The 13,619-nt window shown below is 72.1% G+C and carries 14 protein-coding genes; 5 read left to right on the plus strand and 9 right to left on the minus strand.

The window, feature by feature from the left end; genetic code table 11:
* Nucleotides 1-4 precede the first annotated feature (4 nt).
* Nucleotides 5-847, plus strand: coding sequence for a carbohydrate ABC transporter permease (locus E6R60_RS23370; RefSeq protein WP_240802658.1), 843 nt, complete (start codon nt 5-7; stop codon nt 845-847).
* 41 nt (nt 848-888) lie between these two features.
* Nucleotides 889-1,923, plus strand: a complete 1,035-nt coding sequence (locus tag E6R60_RS23375) for a LacI family DNA-binding transcriptional regulator (RefSeq protein ID WP_136328586.1) — start codon at nt 889-891, stop codon at nt 1,921-1,923.
* A gap of 95 nt (nt 1,924-2,018) precedes the next feature.
* On the opposite strand, the gene E6R60_RS23380 is transcribed toward E6R60_RS23375, so the two are convergent.
* Nucleotides 2,019-3,089, minus strand: coding sequence for an alkene reductase (locus E6R60_RS23380; RefSeq protein ID WP_136328587.1), 1,071 nt, complete (start codon nt 3,087-3,089; stop codon nt 2,019-2,021).
* A 167-nt stretch (nt 3,090-3,256) separates the two neighbouring features.
* Here E6R60_RS23380 and E6R60_RS23385 point away from each other — a divergent pair, with 167 nt between their 5' ends.
* Nucleotides 3,257-3,742: a MarR family winged helix-turn-helix transcriptional regulator gene (locus E6R60_RS23385; protein ID WP_136328588.1), complete on the plus strand. Its 486-nt coding sequence runs from the start codon at nt 3,257-3,259 to the stop codon at nt 3,740-3,742.
* 1 nt (nt 3,743) lies between these two features.
* Here E6R60_RS23385 and E6R60_RS23390 read toward each other — a convergent pair whose 3' ends face one another.
* From E6R60_RS23390 to E6R60_RS23405, 4 genes are all read right to left on the minus strand, one after another.
* Nucleotides 3,744-4,805 carry an aminotransferase class V-fold PLP-dependent enzyme gene (locus E6R60_RS23390; RefSeq protein ID WP_136328589.1) on the minus strand — a complete coding sequence of 354 codons (1,062 nt, stop codon included), beginning with the start codon at nt 4,803-4,805 and terminating at the stop codon, nt 3,744-3,746.
* Nucleotides 4,806-5,169: 364 nt separating this feature from the next.
* Nucleotides 5,170-5,889: a DsbA family oxidoreductase gene (locus E6R60_RS23395; protein ID WP_136328590.1), complete on the minus strand. Its 720-nt coding sequence runs from the start codon at nt 5,887-5,889 to the stop codon at nt 5,170-5,172.
* A gap of 126 nt (nt 5,890-6,015) precedes the next feature.
* Nucleotides 6,016-6,735, minus strand: a complete 720-nt coding sequence (locus tag E6R60_RS23400) for a hypothetical protein (RefSeq protein WP_136328591.1) — start codon at nt 6,733-6,735, stop codon at nt 6,016-6,018.
* 41 nt (nt 6,736-6,776) lie between these two features.
* The gene (locus E6R60_RS23405; protein ID WP_136328592.1) at nt 6,777-7,718 is read right to left on the minus strand and encodes an AraC family transcriptional regulator; all 942 of its coding nucleotides are present in this window, start codon (nt 7,716-7,718) and stop codon (nt 6,777-6,779) included.
* A 103-nt stretch (nt 7,719-7,821) separates the two neighbouring features.
* Here E6R60_RS23405 and E6R60_RS23410 point away from each other — a divergent pair, with 103 nt between their 5' ends.
* Entirely contained in the window at nt 7,822-8,841 is a 1,020-nt protein-coding gene (locus E6R60_RS23410; RefSeq protein ID WP_136328593.1) for a zinc-dependent alcohol dehydrogenase family protein, read from the plus strand.
* A gap of 194 nt (nt 8,842-9,035) precedes the next feature.
* Here E6R60_RS23410 and E6R60_RS23415 read toward each other — a convergent pair whose 3' ends face one another.
* The 4 genes from E6R60_RS23415 to E6R60_RS23430 form a co-directional block, all read right to left on the minus strand.
* Nucleotides 9,036-9,479 (minus strand): potassium channel family protein, encoded by a 444-nt coding sequence (locus tag E6R60_RS23415; protein WP_240802655.1) that lies wholly within the window; start codon nt 9,477-9,479, stop codon nt 9,036-9,038.
* Nucleotides 9,480-9,602: 123 nt separating this feature from the next.
* Nucleotides 9,603-10,181: a hypothetical protein gene (locus E6R60_RS23420; protein ID WP_136328594.1), complete on the minus strand. Its 579-nt coding sequence runs from the start codon at nt 10,179-10,181 to the stop codon at nt 9,603-9,605.
* 383 nt (nt 10,182-10,564) lie between these two features.
* Nucleotides 10,565-11,176: a DUF1349 domain-containing protein gene (locus E6R60_RS23425; RefSeq protein ID WP_136328595.1), complete on the minus strand. Its 612-nt coding sequence runs from the start codon at nt 11,174-11,176 to the stop codon at nt 10,565-10,567.
* Nucleotides 11,173-12,693: an aldehyde dehydrogenase (NADP(+)) gene (locus E6R60_RS23430; protein WP_168713668.1), complete on the minus strand. Its 1,521-nt coding sequence runs from the start codon at nt 12,691-12,693 to the stop codon at nt 11,173-11,175. The genes E6R60_RS23425 and E6R60_RS23430 overlap by 4 nt, the downstream gene beginning before the upstream one ends.
* Before the next feature lie 155 nt (nt 12,694-12,848).
* Here E6R60_RS23430 and E6R60_RS23435 point away from each other — a divergent pair, with 155 nt between their 5' ends.
* Nucleotides 12,849-13,619, plus strand: coding sequence for an IclR family transcriptional regulator (locus E6R60_RS23435; protein WP_136328597.1), 771 nt, complete (start codon nt 12,849-12,851; stop codon nt 13,617-13,619).

The raw sequence follows: 13,619 nt of genomic DNA on the forward strand, positions 1-13,619 counted from the left end.
GCGCCTGCCCCCGGCCCCCCGCCGGTTCGCCCTCGCGCCCACCGCCGCCCTGCTGCTCGGCGCGCTCTACTGCCTGCTCCCCGTCGCCTGGATCCTGGTCGCCTCGACCAAGTCCGGCAGCGAACTGTTCTCCACCTTCACCTTCCTGCCCGGCACCGGTTTCGCGGACAACGTCGCCGACCTCTCGGCGTACCGGGACGGCGTGTACTGGAAGTGGATGGCCAACTCGGCCCTCTACGCCGGCGTGGGCGCGCTGCTGTCCACGGGCGTCTCCGCCGTCTCGGGCTACGCGCTGGCGGTCTACCGTTTCCGCGGCAGGGAGAGCATCTTCAACATCCTGTTGGCCGGGGTGCTGATGCCGCCGGTGATCCTGGCCGTGCCGCAGTACCTGCTGATGGCGAAGGCCGACCTGACCGACTCCTATCTGTCGGTGATGCTGCCGGTGATCCTCTCGCCGTACGGGGTGTACCTCGCCCGGATCTACGCGACGGCCGCCGTGCCGGGCGACGTGATCGAGGCCGGGCGGATGGACGGCGGGGGCGAGTGGCGGATCTTCCGGACCATCGCGCTGCCGATGATGCTGCCGGGCCTGGTGACCGTCTTCCTCTTCCAGTTCGTCGCGATCTGGAACAACTTCCTGCTGCCGTACATCATGCTCGGCGACGACGAGAAGTTCCCGGTCACCCTGGGGCTGTTCACCCTGCTCCAGCAGGGGTCCAGCACTCCGGCCCTCTATACGCTGGTAATCACGGGCGCACTGCTCGCGATCGTCCCGCTGATCGCCCTGTTCCTGGTCATCCAGCGGTTCTGGAGCCTCGACCTGCTCTCCGGGGCCGTAAAGTCCTGACGGGCCCCGCCAGGAAGACATTTGATGAAAGATCACGCACCATGAGCCGCACAGAACAGACCGGTACGGGACGCCGCCGGCCGCCGACGATCCATGACGTGGCACGGGAGGCCGGAGTCTCCCGGGGCACGGTCTCCCGGGTGCTCAACGGCGGCCACAACGTCAGCCCCGCCGCGCTGGACGCGGTCAACTCCGCGATCCGCAAGACCGGTTACACGGTCAACCGGCACGCCAGGTCGCTGATCACGGGCCGCTCCGACTCGGTGGCGTTCCTGCTCACCGAGCCTCAGGAGCGGTTCTTCGAGGACCCGAACTTCAACGTGCTGCTGCGCGGCTGCACGAGCGCGCTCGCCGCGCACGACATCCCGCTGCTGCTGATGATCGCGGGCACGGAGGCCGAGCGCCGCCGGAACATGCGGTACATCGCCGGCCATGTCGACGGCGTCCTGCTGGTCTCCAGCCACTCGGGCGACCCGGTCGCCGCCCAGCTCCACGAGGCCGGGGTCCCCCTGGTCGCCTGCGGGAAGCCGCTCGGCCAGGGCTCGAAGGTCAGCTATGTGGCGGCCGACGACCGGGACGGCGCCCGGGAGATGGTGCGTTTCCTGTACGAGTCGGGGCGCCGCCGGATCGGTACGGTCAGCGGCCCCCTGGACACCCCCGGCGGGGTGGAGCGGCTCGCGGGGTACCGCGAGATGCTGGCCGACTGCGGGCTCCCCGCCGACGACGCGCTGATCGTCCCGGGCGACTACAGCCGAGCCGGCGGCGAGGCGGCCGCCGGCCTGCTGCTGGAGCGGGCCCCGGACGTGGACGCGGTGTTCGTCGCCTCGGACCTGATGGCGCAGGGCGTGCTCGCGGCGCTGGAGAAGGCGGGGCGCAGGGTGCCGCAGGACGTCGCGGTGGGCGGCTTCGACGACTCCCCCGCGGCGCTCGCCTCCAGGCCGGCGCTGACCACGATCCGTCAGCCGTGGGACCGGATCAGCTCCGAGATGGTGCGGGTGCTGCTGGCACAGATCGGCGGGGAGGACCCGGCCGCGGTGATACTGCCCACCGAGCTGGTCCGTCGCGGATCGGCCTGACCGCGGCGCACGGGGGTGCGCCGCGGCCGGCCGCTCCGGTGGCTCCCGTCATTCCGACAGGTCCGGCCGGTCCGGCAGGTGCGGCCGAACCGTCGTCACGCCCCGAGCGTCGGGTAGTCGGTGTAGCCGCGGTGGTCGCCGCCGTAGAAGGTGGCGGCGTCCGCGGCGTTGAACGGGCCGCCCGCACGCAGCCGCTCGGGCAGGTCCGGGTTGGCCAGGAACAGCACCCCGTACGAGATGACGTCGGCGACGCCCTCCTCGATCAGCGCGAGCGCGTCGGGCCCGGTGGGGCCCTCGCTCGCCGGGTTGAGGATGAGGGTTCCGTCGAACTGCTTGCGCAGGGACTCGGTCAGCTCCCGAGTGCCGGCCGCGCTCTCCAGGAGGTGCAGATAGGCGAGCCCGAGCGGCTCGATCGCCTGGACGAGGGCGCTGTACGCGGCCTCGGGCGCGGGCTCGTCGATGTCGTTGTACGGGTTGCCGGGCGAGAGGCGGATGGCGGTGCGGGCGCCTCCGATCTCGGCCGCGACGGCACGCACGGTCTCCAGGGCGAACCGTATCCGGCCCTCCACGGAACCGCCCCACTCGTCGGTGCGCAGGTTGGTGTTGGGCGCCAGGAACTGGTGGATCAGGTACCCGTTGGCGCCGTGCAGCTCCACCCCGTCGAAGCCTGCGTCCACCGCCGCCCGCGCCGCTGCGGCGAAGTCGGCGATCGTCTCCCGGATCTCGGGGCCGGTCAGCTCGCGCGGGGTGACGAAGTCCTTCGGGCCCACGTGGGTGAAGACCTGTCCGGTGGCGGCGACCGGGGAGGCGCCGACGGGGGTGAGTCCGTCGGGCAGCAGGACCGGGTGGCCGATGCGGCCGGTGTGCATGAGCTGGGCGAAGATCCGGCCGCCCCTGTCGTGCACGGCGTCGGTGACCTTGCGCCAGCCGGCGATCTGCTCGTCGCTGTGCAGTCCCGGGGTACTGGGGTAGCCCTGGCCCACGACCGACGGCTGGATGCCCTCGGTGATGAGGAGTCCCGCCGAGGCGCGCTGGGCGTAGTACTCGGCCGTCAGCTCCGTCGGGACGCCGCCCTCGCCGGCCCGGCTGCGCGTCATCGGCGCCAGTGCGATGCGGTTGGCGAGCGGGGTGCCGGCCAGGTCGAGCGAGTCGAATGCGGTGGTCATGAGAAGCCCCCAGGGAAGTATGTGGCCGGCCAATCAAAACTATGTGGTCGGCCAAGCATCTGCGACGCGTGCCACTGTAGCGTATTAGTTGGCCGACCAAGGTAAAGTTGCCGGGAAGCCGCGCCCGGCCGCCGCGGAGCCGCCCCGCACCACCCGAGGAGCCCCCGATGACCTCCGATCCCGCCTGTACCGAGCTGCCCAGCGCCGCCCGCGGCGGCCCCGTCAGCCATGCCCTGTCACGGGTGGCCCGGCTCCACCGGATCGCGGCCGGGAAACTGCTCAAGGGGGCGGACCTCTACCCCGGGCAGGAGTTCCTGATGATGTACCTCTGGGACGCGGGGGCGGTCCGGCAGTCCGAGGTGATCAAAGCGGTCGATCTGGACCCCTCCACCGTCACCAAGATGCTCCAGCGCCTGGAGCAGTCCGGCCATGTGCGCCGCAGCCCCGACCCGGCCGACCGCAGGGCCGTCCTGGTCGAGGCCACCGACAACAGCTGCGCGCTGCTCTCCCAGGTGGAAGGGGCCTGGACGAATCTGGAGGAGCACACGCTCGCGGGCCTGGACGCCGGGGAACGCAGGGAGCTGGCCCGGCTGCTCGCCAAGGTCGAGGAGAACCTCTGCCGGGAGACGGCGGACTGCCCGGAGAACCGCTGACTCAGCCCGAGATCACGTCCAGCGCACGGTCCACGTCGGACTCGGTGTTGTAGAGGTGGAAGGCCGCCCGGAGGTTGCCGGCCCGGTTGGAGACCATGACGCCGGCCCGCTCCAGGTCCGGGGCCCGGTCGCCGAGTCCGGGTGCGGCGACGACGGCCGACGTCCCCGGCACCGGCTTGTGGCCCAGCCCTTCCAGCCCGTCCCGGAAGCGGGCCGCGAGCCCCGTGGCGTGGTCGTGGAGAGCGTCGACGCCGATCTCGTTCAGCAGCGCGAGGGACTGCTCGGCGCCGTGATACGGAAGGAACGCGGGCGGCTCGTCGTAGCGGCGGGCGTCGGCGGCGAGCCTGCGGACCGGCTCGTACAGACTGTTCCACGCGTCCGCGGCCGCGACCCAGCCCGCGAACACCGGCGGCAGCGACTCCTGGGCCTCCTCGGTGACGGTCAGGAAGGACGCGCCCCGGGGGCAGAGCAGGAACTTGAACCCGGCGGTGACCGTGTAGTCGTACGCCCCCGCGTCCAGCGGGAGCCAGCCCGCGGACTGGGTCGCGTCCAGCAGCGTACGGGCCCCGTGGGCGGCCGCCGCGGCGCGCACGGCCCCCAGGTCGGCGAGCCGGCCGTCGGCGGACTGCACCGAGGAGAAGGCGACGAGCGCGGTCCCGGGGCGCACGGCGTCGGCGAGTTCCGCCAGCGGGACGTACCGCATCCGGAGGTCGCCACGTACCGCGAACGGACTGGTGACCGAGCTGAACTCCCCTTCGGGCGCCAGCACTTCGGCTCCGGCCGGCAGGGAACAGGCCACCAGTCCCACATGGACGGCGACGGAGCTGCCGACCGCGACCCGGCCGGCGCCGACCCCGGCGATACGCGCGAAACCGTCCCGCGCCCGGTCCACCGCTTCGAAGTCGCCCGCACCGGCCCTGCGGCCGGAGGCGTTCTCGTCGACGAGCGCCTTCACCGCGTCCACGGTGCGGCGGGGCAGCAGCCCGCAGGAGGAGGTGTTCAGGTAGGCGGTCCGCGGTGCGAATTCGGCGGCCACCGCACGGCTGAGCGAAGAGATCGTCATGGGCCCAGCCTGGATTCCCCTTGACTCATAGTCAATCACCAAGAGTCACGGGGTGCACCCAAGCGGAACTTATGACCGCAGCTCACGGGCTCGGAAGGGGTCTCCGCTTGCCGCATTCGTGCGCGCGGGCTCCCCGGCTCGGAGGCTCGCACCGCCTGCCGCATGCATGCGCGCGGTTCACGGGCTCGGACGCTGACACCGCCTGCCGCATCCATGCGCGCGGCTCACGGGCTCGGACGCTGACACCGCCAGCCGCATCCATCCCCGCGGCTCACGGGCACGGACGCGCCCCCCTTCATGCCTGCGGCTCACACGCGCGGACACTCCCGGCCGCTTGCCGCGTCCATCGCGGCGGCCGACGGGCTCAGACGGTGCCGCCCGCCTGCGGGACCTCGCACGCCCCGTCGGCGTCGCAGGCGGCCGCATCCCCGCCGATCGCGGTCAGCGGGCGGTCCTTCCACGCCTGCTCCAGCGCCTGGGCGAAGACCTCGGCGGGCTGACCGCCGGAGATGCCGTACCGCCGGTCGAGCACGAAGAACGGCACCGCGTTGGCGCCCAGTTCGGACGCCTCCTGCTCGTCCGCCCGCACCTCGGCCGCGTACGCCTGCGGATCGGCGAGCACCGCGCGCGCCTCGTCCGCGTCCAGACCTGCCTCGACGGCCAGGTCGACCAGCACCGCGTCGTCGTAGACGGAACGCTCCTCGGCGAAGTTCGCCCGGTAGGCGAGGCTCAGCAGCTCGTCCTGACGCCCTCGGGCCTTGGCCAGGTGCAGCAGCCGGTGGATGTCGAAGGTACTGCCGTGGTCACGGCCCTCCGTGAGGTAGCCGAGCCCCTCGGCCTGCGCGTTGGCCGCGACGTTCGCCTCCATGGACCGCGCTTCCTCGCGGGTGCGTCCGTACTTCTGCGCCAGCATGTCAATGACCTGCCCCGTGTCGCCCTTGGCGCGTCCGGGGTCGAGCTCGAAGGAGCGGTGGACCACCTCGACCTCGTCGCGATGGGCGAACCCCGCCAGGCCCTTCTCGAACCGGGCCTTGCCGATGTAGCACCACGGGCAGGCGATGTCGCTCCAGATCTCGACGCGCATGACTCTTCTTCTCTCCAGGCTCTCGTGCGGCTGCTCCCGCAGCACGGAGGGACCCTCCGCTCAGAGGGGAACGCGCACGGGGGCGCCGGCCATTCCCGCGACCCCGCCCCCGGGGAGCCGCCCCTCTCACAGGAGGGTGCGGTTCATCGGACGGGGCAGAGGCTCCAGCACGCCGGCGTCGCGGAGGCGCACATAGGCGTCCACGACGGCCTCGATGTCGCCGGGCGGCGCGATGCCGAGGAGCACGCCCGCTCCGCGCAGCTCCTCGCGGACCACGCCCACTCCGGCGGGAGCCCGCGCCGCCCGCCCCGGGGAGAGGTAGGCGAGCCGCCCGACGCTCACCTGGGAGAGCGTGTAGTCGAAGCCGGCCCGCTCCTCCAGCGCGTCGAGCAGCTCGTCGTCCGTCGCATCGCCGAAGTCCGGCTGCCAGACGTCCGCGAGCAGGGCGAGCAGCGCGGCTTCGGGGATCTGGGCGCCGTCCGGGGAGACGACCGCCAGCACGACGGCCTGGGGCACGTACGCCGACTCACCGCCGCCGCGCCCGGAGATACTGATCTCCCAGCCCGGCTCCCCCCTGCTCGACAGGCTCAGTCCGGCCCCGTCCGAGGTCTGCGGGGAGTCGTGGTCGGCCTGAAGTGCGGCGGCCAGCCCGGCCCCGTCCGGCCGGAGTTCCGTGGGGCTGCCGCAGGCATGGTGCCGCGTCCAGGTCCACGGCTGTCCCGCCGGGGCGGAGCCACCCGCCGGAATGAGCGCGGGCAGCGCATCCAGCGTCGCCTTCCAGCGTCCCGCGAGCTCTTGGGGCGTTTCCTTCCGGGGGCCCCAGAAGACCCGCACCACACCTCGCATGTCCTGCCTCCACCGTGGTGAGCCGTCACGAAGCCCGCCCGTCAGCCCGCCTGGCGGCGGTACTGCCCGGGGGCCATTCCGTACTCCCGCTTGAACGCCTTGGCGAAGGCGAACTCCGACGTGTATCCGGTCCGCTGGGCGACCGAGCGCAGCGGGGCGTCGTCGGCCCGCAACAGCCGGCCCGCCGTCGTCATCCGCCACCAGGTCAGATAGGCCAGCGGCGGTTCACCGACCAGGGCGGTGAACCGGCGGGCGAAGGCCGCTCGGGAGAGACCGCCCAGGGAGCCGAGATCCGCGACGGTCCAGGAGCGGGCCGGGTCGTCGTGGACGGCGGTCAGTGCGGCGGAGACCGCCGGGTCGGCCAGGGCCTGCGACCAGCCCGCCGGCTGCCCGTCCGGGCCGGACGACGCCTGCTCCCCCAGCCACCAGGTGCGCAGGATGTACAGCAGCAGGGTGTCGAGCAGCGCCGGCACCAGGGCGTCGGAGCCGGGCAGCGGGGTCCGGAGCTCGCTGCCGAGCAGGTCGATCGCCGAGCGCAGCGCGGGGTGCGCGCCGGCCCCGGCCGGGAGGTGCACCACGTCGGGCAGGTGCGAGAGGAGCGGATGTGCCCGGGCCCGGTTCAGCTGGTAGGCCCCGCACAGGAGTTGCGTGACCGGGGCCGGCGCGGAGGGGGGCGGGTCGTCGGCGGGCGTCGGCCAGGCGCCGTCCGGGCCCGGGACGACGTCGGCCAGGGGCGTTCCGGGATCGTCTGCCAGCGCGTGTCCGCGGCCGTGGGCCAGGAACACCACGTCGCCGACGCCCAGCCGGACGGCAGGAGGCGTACCGCCGGGCGGGATCAGCCACGCCGACCCCTGGAGCACCACATGGAAGCCGGCTCCCTCGGATGCGGGAAACCGCATGCCCCAGGGGCCGTACTTGGTGCGGCGGGACGAGTGCGGGCGGCCGGCCCGTACGGCCGTGATCACGTCGCTGAGGACATCCATGACGTCAGGGTATCCACGGCCGGCAACAGCGGAAGACGATGGGACATGGAGAGGCGCTTCTGAGACATGGATCGTCTCGCAGCGGCTTCGTACGGTGGTGCTCATGACCGAAACGAACAGGGCAACGCCCGCCACCACCAAGGCCGTTCTCTTCCACACCACCGGCGCCCCCGATGTCCTCACCGTCGAGGAGGTGCCGCTGCCCTCGCCCGGCCCCGGTGAGGTGCTCATCCGGGTCGAGGCGCTGGGCCTCAACCGTGCCGAGGCGCTCTTCCGCGCGGGCACGTACTTCTACCAGCCGACGCTGCCGGCCTCCCGGAACGGCTACGAGGCGGCCGGGGTCATCGAGGCGGTCGGTGCGGGAGTGACCGAACTCGCGCCCGGCGACCACGTGCTGGCCGGCCCCGGGGGCGACCTGAGCGGCCACGGCCTCTACGCCGAGCGCGTGGTGGTTCCGGCCGGGCGGGTGCTCCCCCGGCCGGCGGGCGTGGACGCCGTGCACGCGGCCGCCGCCTGGCTGACGTACTCCACCGCCTACGGCGCCCTGCTGGAGAAGGGCGGTCTGCGCGCCGGCGACCATGTGCTGGTCACCGGGGCGTCGAGCGGGGTCGGCACGGCGGCCCTTCAGGTGGCCGGGCTGATCGGGGCGGTCCCGATCGCCACCACCCGTACCGCGGCGAAGAAGCAGCGACTGCTGGACGCGGGGGCCGCGCATGTCATCACGACGGACGACGAGGACGTGGTGAAGGAGGTCGGGCACATCACCGGCGGCAGGGGCGCCGAAGTGATCTTCGACGCGATCGGCGGACCGGGCCTGACCACGCTGGGCGAGGCGGCGGCCCCTGACGGGACGCTGATCGTGTACGGGTGGCTGGACGGGCGGCCGACCGTACTGCCGATGAACTGGCCCCTGACCGTGATCGGCTACAACAACCTCCACCTGACCGCGGACCCGGCGAGCCGCCGTCGCGCCGCCCACTTCATCGGCTCGGGTCTGCGCAGCGGCGCGCTGGCTCCGGTCGTGGGAGCCACCTTCGACGGGCTGGAGCGGATGGCCGACGCACACCGCTTGATGGAGTCCAACGCCCACACGGGCAAGATCGTGGTGACGATCCGGCACTGAACCGCATGCGGTGGCTCACCCGGCCGGGAGGGTGAGCCCTTCCGGCCGGCGTACGGTCAGCCCGTCCTCGTCTCCCCCACCCGGAAGGCGTGCACCGTCACCGAACCGGCCGGCTCGGCCCCGTACTGAACCGGCACCCGAACGAGCCGCCCCGGCGGCCGCGTCAGAGACGAGAGGCAGTTCGACCCACACCCTCAGTGGTGAATCTCCTCGGGGGGCTGCGCACCGCCGGCGCCTTCCGGTGATCGGGGCCGGCTGACAGCGCCCATGATGATCTTGATCGCAAGCCCGAGGATGACGAGATCAGCGATCATCTGCCCGGTGACCACGAGACGAGCTGCCTCGCTCTTGGCCGTGATGTCACCGAATCCCACGGTCAAGAAGACGGTAACGGCGAAGTACAACCCGTCGGTGTGCGTCAGCGGCCCGTCGAAATTGCCGGCCGACATCGCTGCCATGACGACGTAAGTGCCGGCGAACAGCAGCAGGAAGAACGGAACGCTCGTGGTCAGCGCTTCGACGGCCCTCAGTCCCGGGAACTGTGACCGGATGATCGAGCGGACCTGAAGCGCGACCAACCCCGTGAACGCCAACAGTCCGGCCACGAGCACCGCGACGGCGGACCAGGAGCGGTTCAAGGGCAGCAAAGTACAGGGCCACCAAGGCGGTGGTGGACCCGATGATCCGCAGAACAGTCCGCGCGATCATCCGGCGCGGAGGTCTGACCGCCCGGCGGGCCGGTCCGGGGCCGGCGCTGTCAGTCACAGGCCGCGGCTCGTGCGGGAGGGATCGCCGACAGCGGCGCGCACCCAGTCGTGAGCACTACCGGGGTCGAGGGCGGCGAGGAACTCCGCCAGCGAGCCGTCCCAACTCTCTCGTGCACGCTCGGCCGCTGCGGCGGCGACCCTCTGCCCGGTGCCTGTGTCCTTGCAGCGGACCAGTGTCACGGCAGCATGCGGGCCGACTTCGGCGAGGATCCTGTGGGCTTGCTGCGAGGTGGACCTGACGTGCCCTTTTCGTACTCCAGCGGCGTGAGCCCCGACCTTTGCCCCCTTCAGCGTGGAGAACAGACCCATGAACCCGACCATCCAAGAAAGGGACACACGGAACAGGGCGTTCGTGAAACCGCCGGCCGTGACCACGCGGGACTGCGTCAGCCTCAGCGAGCCGTCGGCGTTTCCGCTGATCACCACGGCAGTGGTGCCGCCCTTACGGGCCATTTCGCGGAAGCCTCGCCCGAGCGACACCAGCATGCGCTCGGCGCGATGGCGGCTGTCGAAACTGGCGATGACTACCGATTCCTGCCCGGATTGCGCGACCGAGGCCGTCTCCGACGTCATGGGGGGTCCTTCGCAGCCGAGTGACCGAGTGACCGAGATCAAGAACTGGCTGCGAACGCAGCCAAGCCCTCCCGGTGGGCCTTCTGCCCCATTTTAGCTGTTCAGGAACCTCTTGCTCTGTTGATCACGAAGTGAGCAGGTTCGTGCCGCGCCACGACCACCAGCAGGAGGAGACCGTGTACACCGGTTACGGCGTCGACCAGCCGCGGTTCCTCCGGGCTCGCGACGATGCGCGTCATACCCGTCCTCGATCTTGGTCGCACCCTGGCGCCGGCAGGGGGCGGGACACCGCTCGATGCGGTCCCGGCGGTACGGCCACCCGCACCGATGCCCCCGCCCTCCGGACAAGGAAGGAAAGCGGGGGCATCGAGGCGCGGCTGCGGTCAGCTGCCGTCGCGCAGGTCCGCGAGGCCCGTCGGGCGGAATTCGATGTGGTCGAAGGAGACCTCGCAGCCCTCGCCGGTGGGCGACTGTGCGAGGAAGCCGACGGACGCGGTGGCGGCCCGGTCCGGGTCGCCCAGGGCGAAGACGCGGACGAAGGTCCACTTCTCGCCGTCGGGCGAGGCGTGGCAGGCGAAGGCGTTGCCGGTGCGGGACAGGCGCAGCCAGTGGGTGTCGCCGTCGACGACGGAGGAGTTGGCGTCGTCCGAGTGGCCTCGGGTGACGACGGTGCAGATGGTGGGGCGCTCCGGGGAGAGTTCCAAACAGAGCTTGGCCCACTCGCGGTCGCCGACGTGGAGGTAGAGGACCCCCGCGTCGTAGGCGGCGGCGAAGCCGACGCGCACCCGGGCGATCAGCTGGAAGTCGCCCTCGGGGGCGGGGCCCAGCAGCCGGGGGGCGTCGCTCGCCGGGTCGAGGGCCTCGCCGTCCGGCGGTACGAAGCGGTCCTGGCGGGCGCCCGCGCGGCCGGTGAGCACGCCTGCCTCGTAGTTCCAGCCGGTGGCGGGGCCGAAGGGCTCCAGGCCGAAGGGGAGTTCGGGGAGTCGCAGGGTCATGCGGGGCGTCCGTTCACGCGGCGGGGCAGGCCCAGCGGGTTGTCCTCGCGGAGTTCCGGCGGGAGCAGGGCGTCGGGGGTGGTCTGGAAGCTGACCGGGCGCAGCCAGCGCTCGATCGCGGTGGCCCCGACCGAGGTGGAGGTGGAGGTGGTGGCCGGGTAGGGGCCGCCGTGGTGCTGGGCGGGCGCGACGGCGACGCCGGTCGGCCAGCCGTTGACGAGGATGCGTCCGGCGAGCGGGGTGAGCGCGGCCAGGAGTGCGGCGGCGCCGTCGTCGGCTTCCTCGGTGGCGGTCTGGAGCGTGGCGGTGAGGTTGCCGGGCAGCCGGGACAGGACCGCGGTGATCTCGTCCTCGGAGGTGTAGCGGGCGACGACGGTGACCGGGCCGAAGCACTCCTCCAGGAGCGCGTCGTGCGGGCCCTCGGCGGCGAGCAGGTGCGCCGGCACGGTCAGGAAGCCGGCCGCGACGGTGTGCTCCCCGGCGGCTCCGGGGGTGACCGGGGCCTCCACGTCCGGGAGTGCGGCGCGCTCGCTCACTCCGGCGAGGAACGCGTCGCGCATGCGGTGGTCGAGCAGGACTCCGGCCTCGGTGTCGCTGACCACCCCGGTGAGGGACTTCAGCAGCCGGTCCCCGGTCTCACCGGCGGGGGCCAGGACGAAGCCGGGCTTGGTGCAGAACTGGCCCGCGCCCATGGTGATCGAGCCCGCGAGTCCGGCGCCGATCTGCTCGCCGCGCTCGGCGGCGGCCGCCTCGGTGACGACGACGGGGTTGAGGGAGCCGAGTTCGCCGTGGAAGGGGATGGGGACCGGTCGCGCGGCCGCCGCGTCGAAGAGGGCGCGGCCGCCGCGGATCGAGCCGGTGAATCCTGCGGCGCTGATCAGCGGGTGCCTGACCAGTTCGACGCCCGCCTCGAAGCCGTGCACCAGGTTGACGACGTCCTCGGGCAGCCCGTGCTGCGCCGCGGCCCGGCGCAGGATGGATGCGCACAGTTCGGAGGTCGCGGGGTGGTCGGGGTGCGCCTTGATCACGACCGGGCAGCCGGCCGCGAGGGCGCTGGCGGTGTCTCCGCCGGGGACGGAGAAGGCGAGGGGGAAGTTGCTGGCCGCGTAGACGGCGACGACGCCGAGCGGGATCTTGTAGCGGCGCAGGTCGGGCCACGGCGGGGTGCGGGTGGCGTCCTCGTGGTCGATGTGGATGTCGAGGTACGCGCCCTCGTCGACGACCTCCGCGAAGGCACGGAACTGGGCCGCCGTGCGGGCGAGTTCGCCGGTCAGGCGGGCCGGGCCGAGCGCCGTCTCGGCGTCGGCGGCCTCGATGACGTGCTCACCGGCCCCGGCGAGCAGATCCGCGGCGGTGCGCAGGAACGCGGCGCGCACGGCACGGTCGGCGAGGGAAGCCCGTACGGAGTGAGCGGCCCGGACCACGCGGTCGACCTCCTCCGCTGTAGCCTCCACCGCAACCTGCTCACGCGGGTTCCCGGTGCGGGGGTCGACGCTCCAGACTGGTGATGCTGCCACCGTGTTTCCTTCCGCTCCACTGCCACACATCAGAAGTTGTTCGGTATTCTGAACAGAGTTCCTGATCGTGAATATGAAGCGACTCTATTTCCGGGCGTTCGGTGTTGGCAAGAAGTCGCAGGGTTTCCCAAGTGGGTTGGAAGGGGCGTAGGGCGATGTCGGTTGCCGAGTCTGGTGGAGCACAGGTCAAGTCCGCGGTACGGACGGTGGAGCTGCTGGAGTACTTCGCCGGGCGGCCGGGCATGCACTCCCTCGCCGCGGTGCAGGAGGCCGTCGGATACCCCAAGTCCAGCCTCTACATGCTGCTGCGCACGCTGGTCGAGCTGGGCTGGGTGGAGACGGACGCGACGGGGACGCGGTACGGGATCGGGGTGCGGGCGCTCCTGGTCGGCACCTCGTACATCGACGGCGACGAGGTCGTCGCGGCGGCCCGCCCGACCCTGGACCGGCTCTCGGACGACACCACGGAGACCATCCACCTCGCCCGGCTCGACGGGACGAACGTGGTCTACCTCGCCACCCGCCAGTCCCAGCACTATCTGCGCCCCTTCACCCGCGTCGGCCGCCGCCTGCCCGCCCACTCCACCTCGCTCGGCAAGGCGCTGCTGGCCACCCACAGCGACGAGCAGGTGCGCAAGATGCTGCCCGAGACGCTGCCCGCGCTGACGGAGCACACCCTGACCGACCGGGAGAAGCTCATCGAGGAGCTGCACGTGATCCGCGAGCAGGGTTACGCGGTGGACCGCGAGGAGAACACCCTGGGGCTGCGCTGCTTCGGCGTCGCGGTCCCGTACCGCACCCCGGCCAGGGACGCCATCAGCTGCTCGGTGCCGGTCGCCCGGCTCACACCGGCCCACGAGCAGATGGTCAAGGACGCTCTGTTCGACGCGCGGGACCGGCTGACGCTCGCCACCCGGAGGCTCTGA

The sequence above is a fragment of the Streptomyces sp. A0642 genome, from assembly GCF_004795105.1.
Lineage (GTDB): Bacteria > Actinomycetota > Actinomycetes > Streptomycetales > Streptomycetaceae > Streptomyces.

Coding starts and splice junctions, on each gene's coding strand:
- E6R60_RS23375 (WP_136328586.1), top strand. CDS start 889: ATGAGCCGCACAGAACAGACCGGTACGGGACGCCGCCGGCCGCCGACG.
- E6R60_RS23380 (WP_136328587.1), bottom strand. CDS start 3,089: ATGACCACCGCATTCGACTCGCTCGACCTGGCCGGCACCCCGCTCGCC.
- E6R60_RS23385 (WP_136328588.1), top strand. CDS start 3,257: ATGACCTCCGATCCCGCCTGTACCGAGCTGCCCAGCGCCGCCCGCGGC.
- E6R60_RS23390 (WP_136328589.1), bottom strand. CDS start 4,805: ATGACGATCTCTTCGCTCAGCCGTGCGGTGGCCGCCGAATTCGCACCG.
- E6R60_RS23395 (WP_136328590.1), bottom strand. CDS start 5,889: ATGCGCGTCGAGATCTGGAGCGACATCGCCTGCCCGTGGTGCTACATC.
- E6R60_RS23400 (WP_136328591.1), bottom strand. CDS start 6,735: ATGCGAGGTGTGGTGCGGGTCTTCTGGGGCCCCCGGAAGGAAACGCCC.
- E6R60_RS23405 (WP_136328592.1), bottom strand. CDS start 7,718: ATGGATGTCCTCAGCGACGTGATCACGGCCGTACGGGCCGGCCGCCCG.
- E6R60_RS23410 (WP_136328593.1), top strand. CDS start 7,822: ATGACCGAAACGAACAGGGCAACGCCCGCCACCACCAAGGCCGTTCTC.
- E6R60_RS23420 (WP_136328594.1), bottom strand. CDS start 10,181: ATGACGTCGGAGACGGCCTCGGTCGCGCAATCCGGGCAGGAATCGGTA.
- E6R60_RS23425 (WP_136328595.1), bottom strand. CDS start 11,176: ATGACCCTGCGACTCCCCGAACTCCCCTTCGGCCTGGAGCCCTTCGGC.
- E6R60_RS23435 (WP_136328597.1), top strand. CDS start 12,849: ATGTCGGTTGCCGAGTCTGGTGGAGCACAGGTCAAGTCCGCGGTACGG.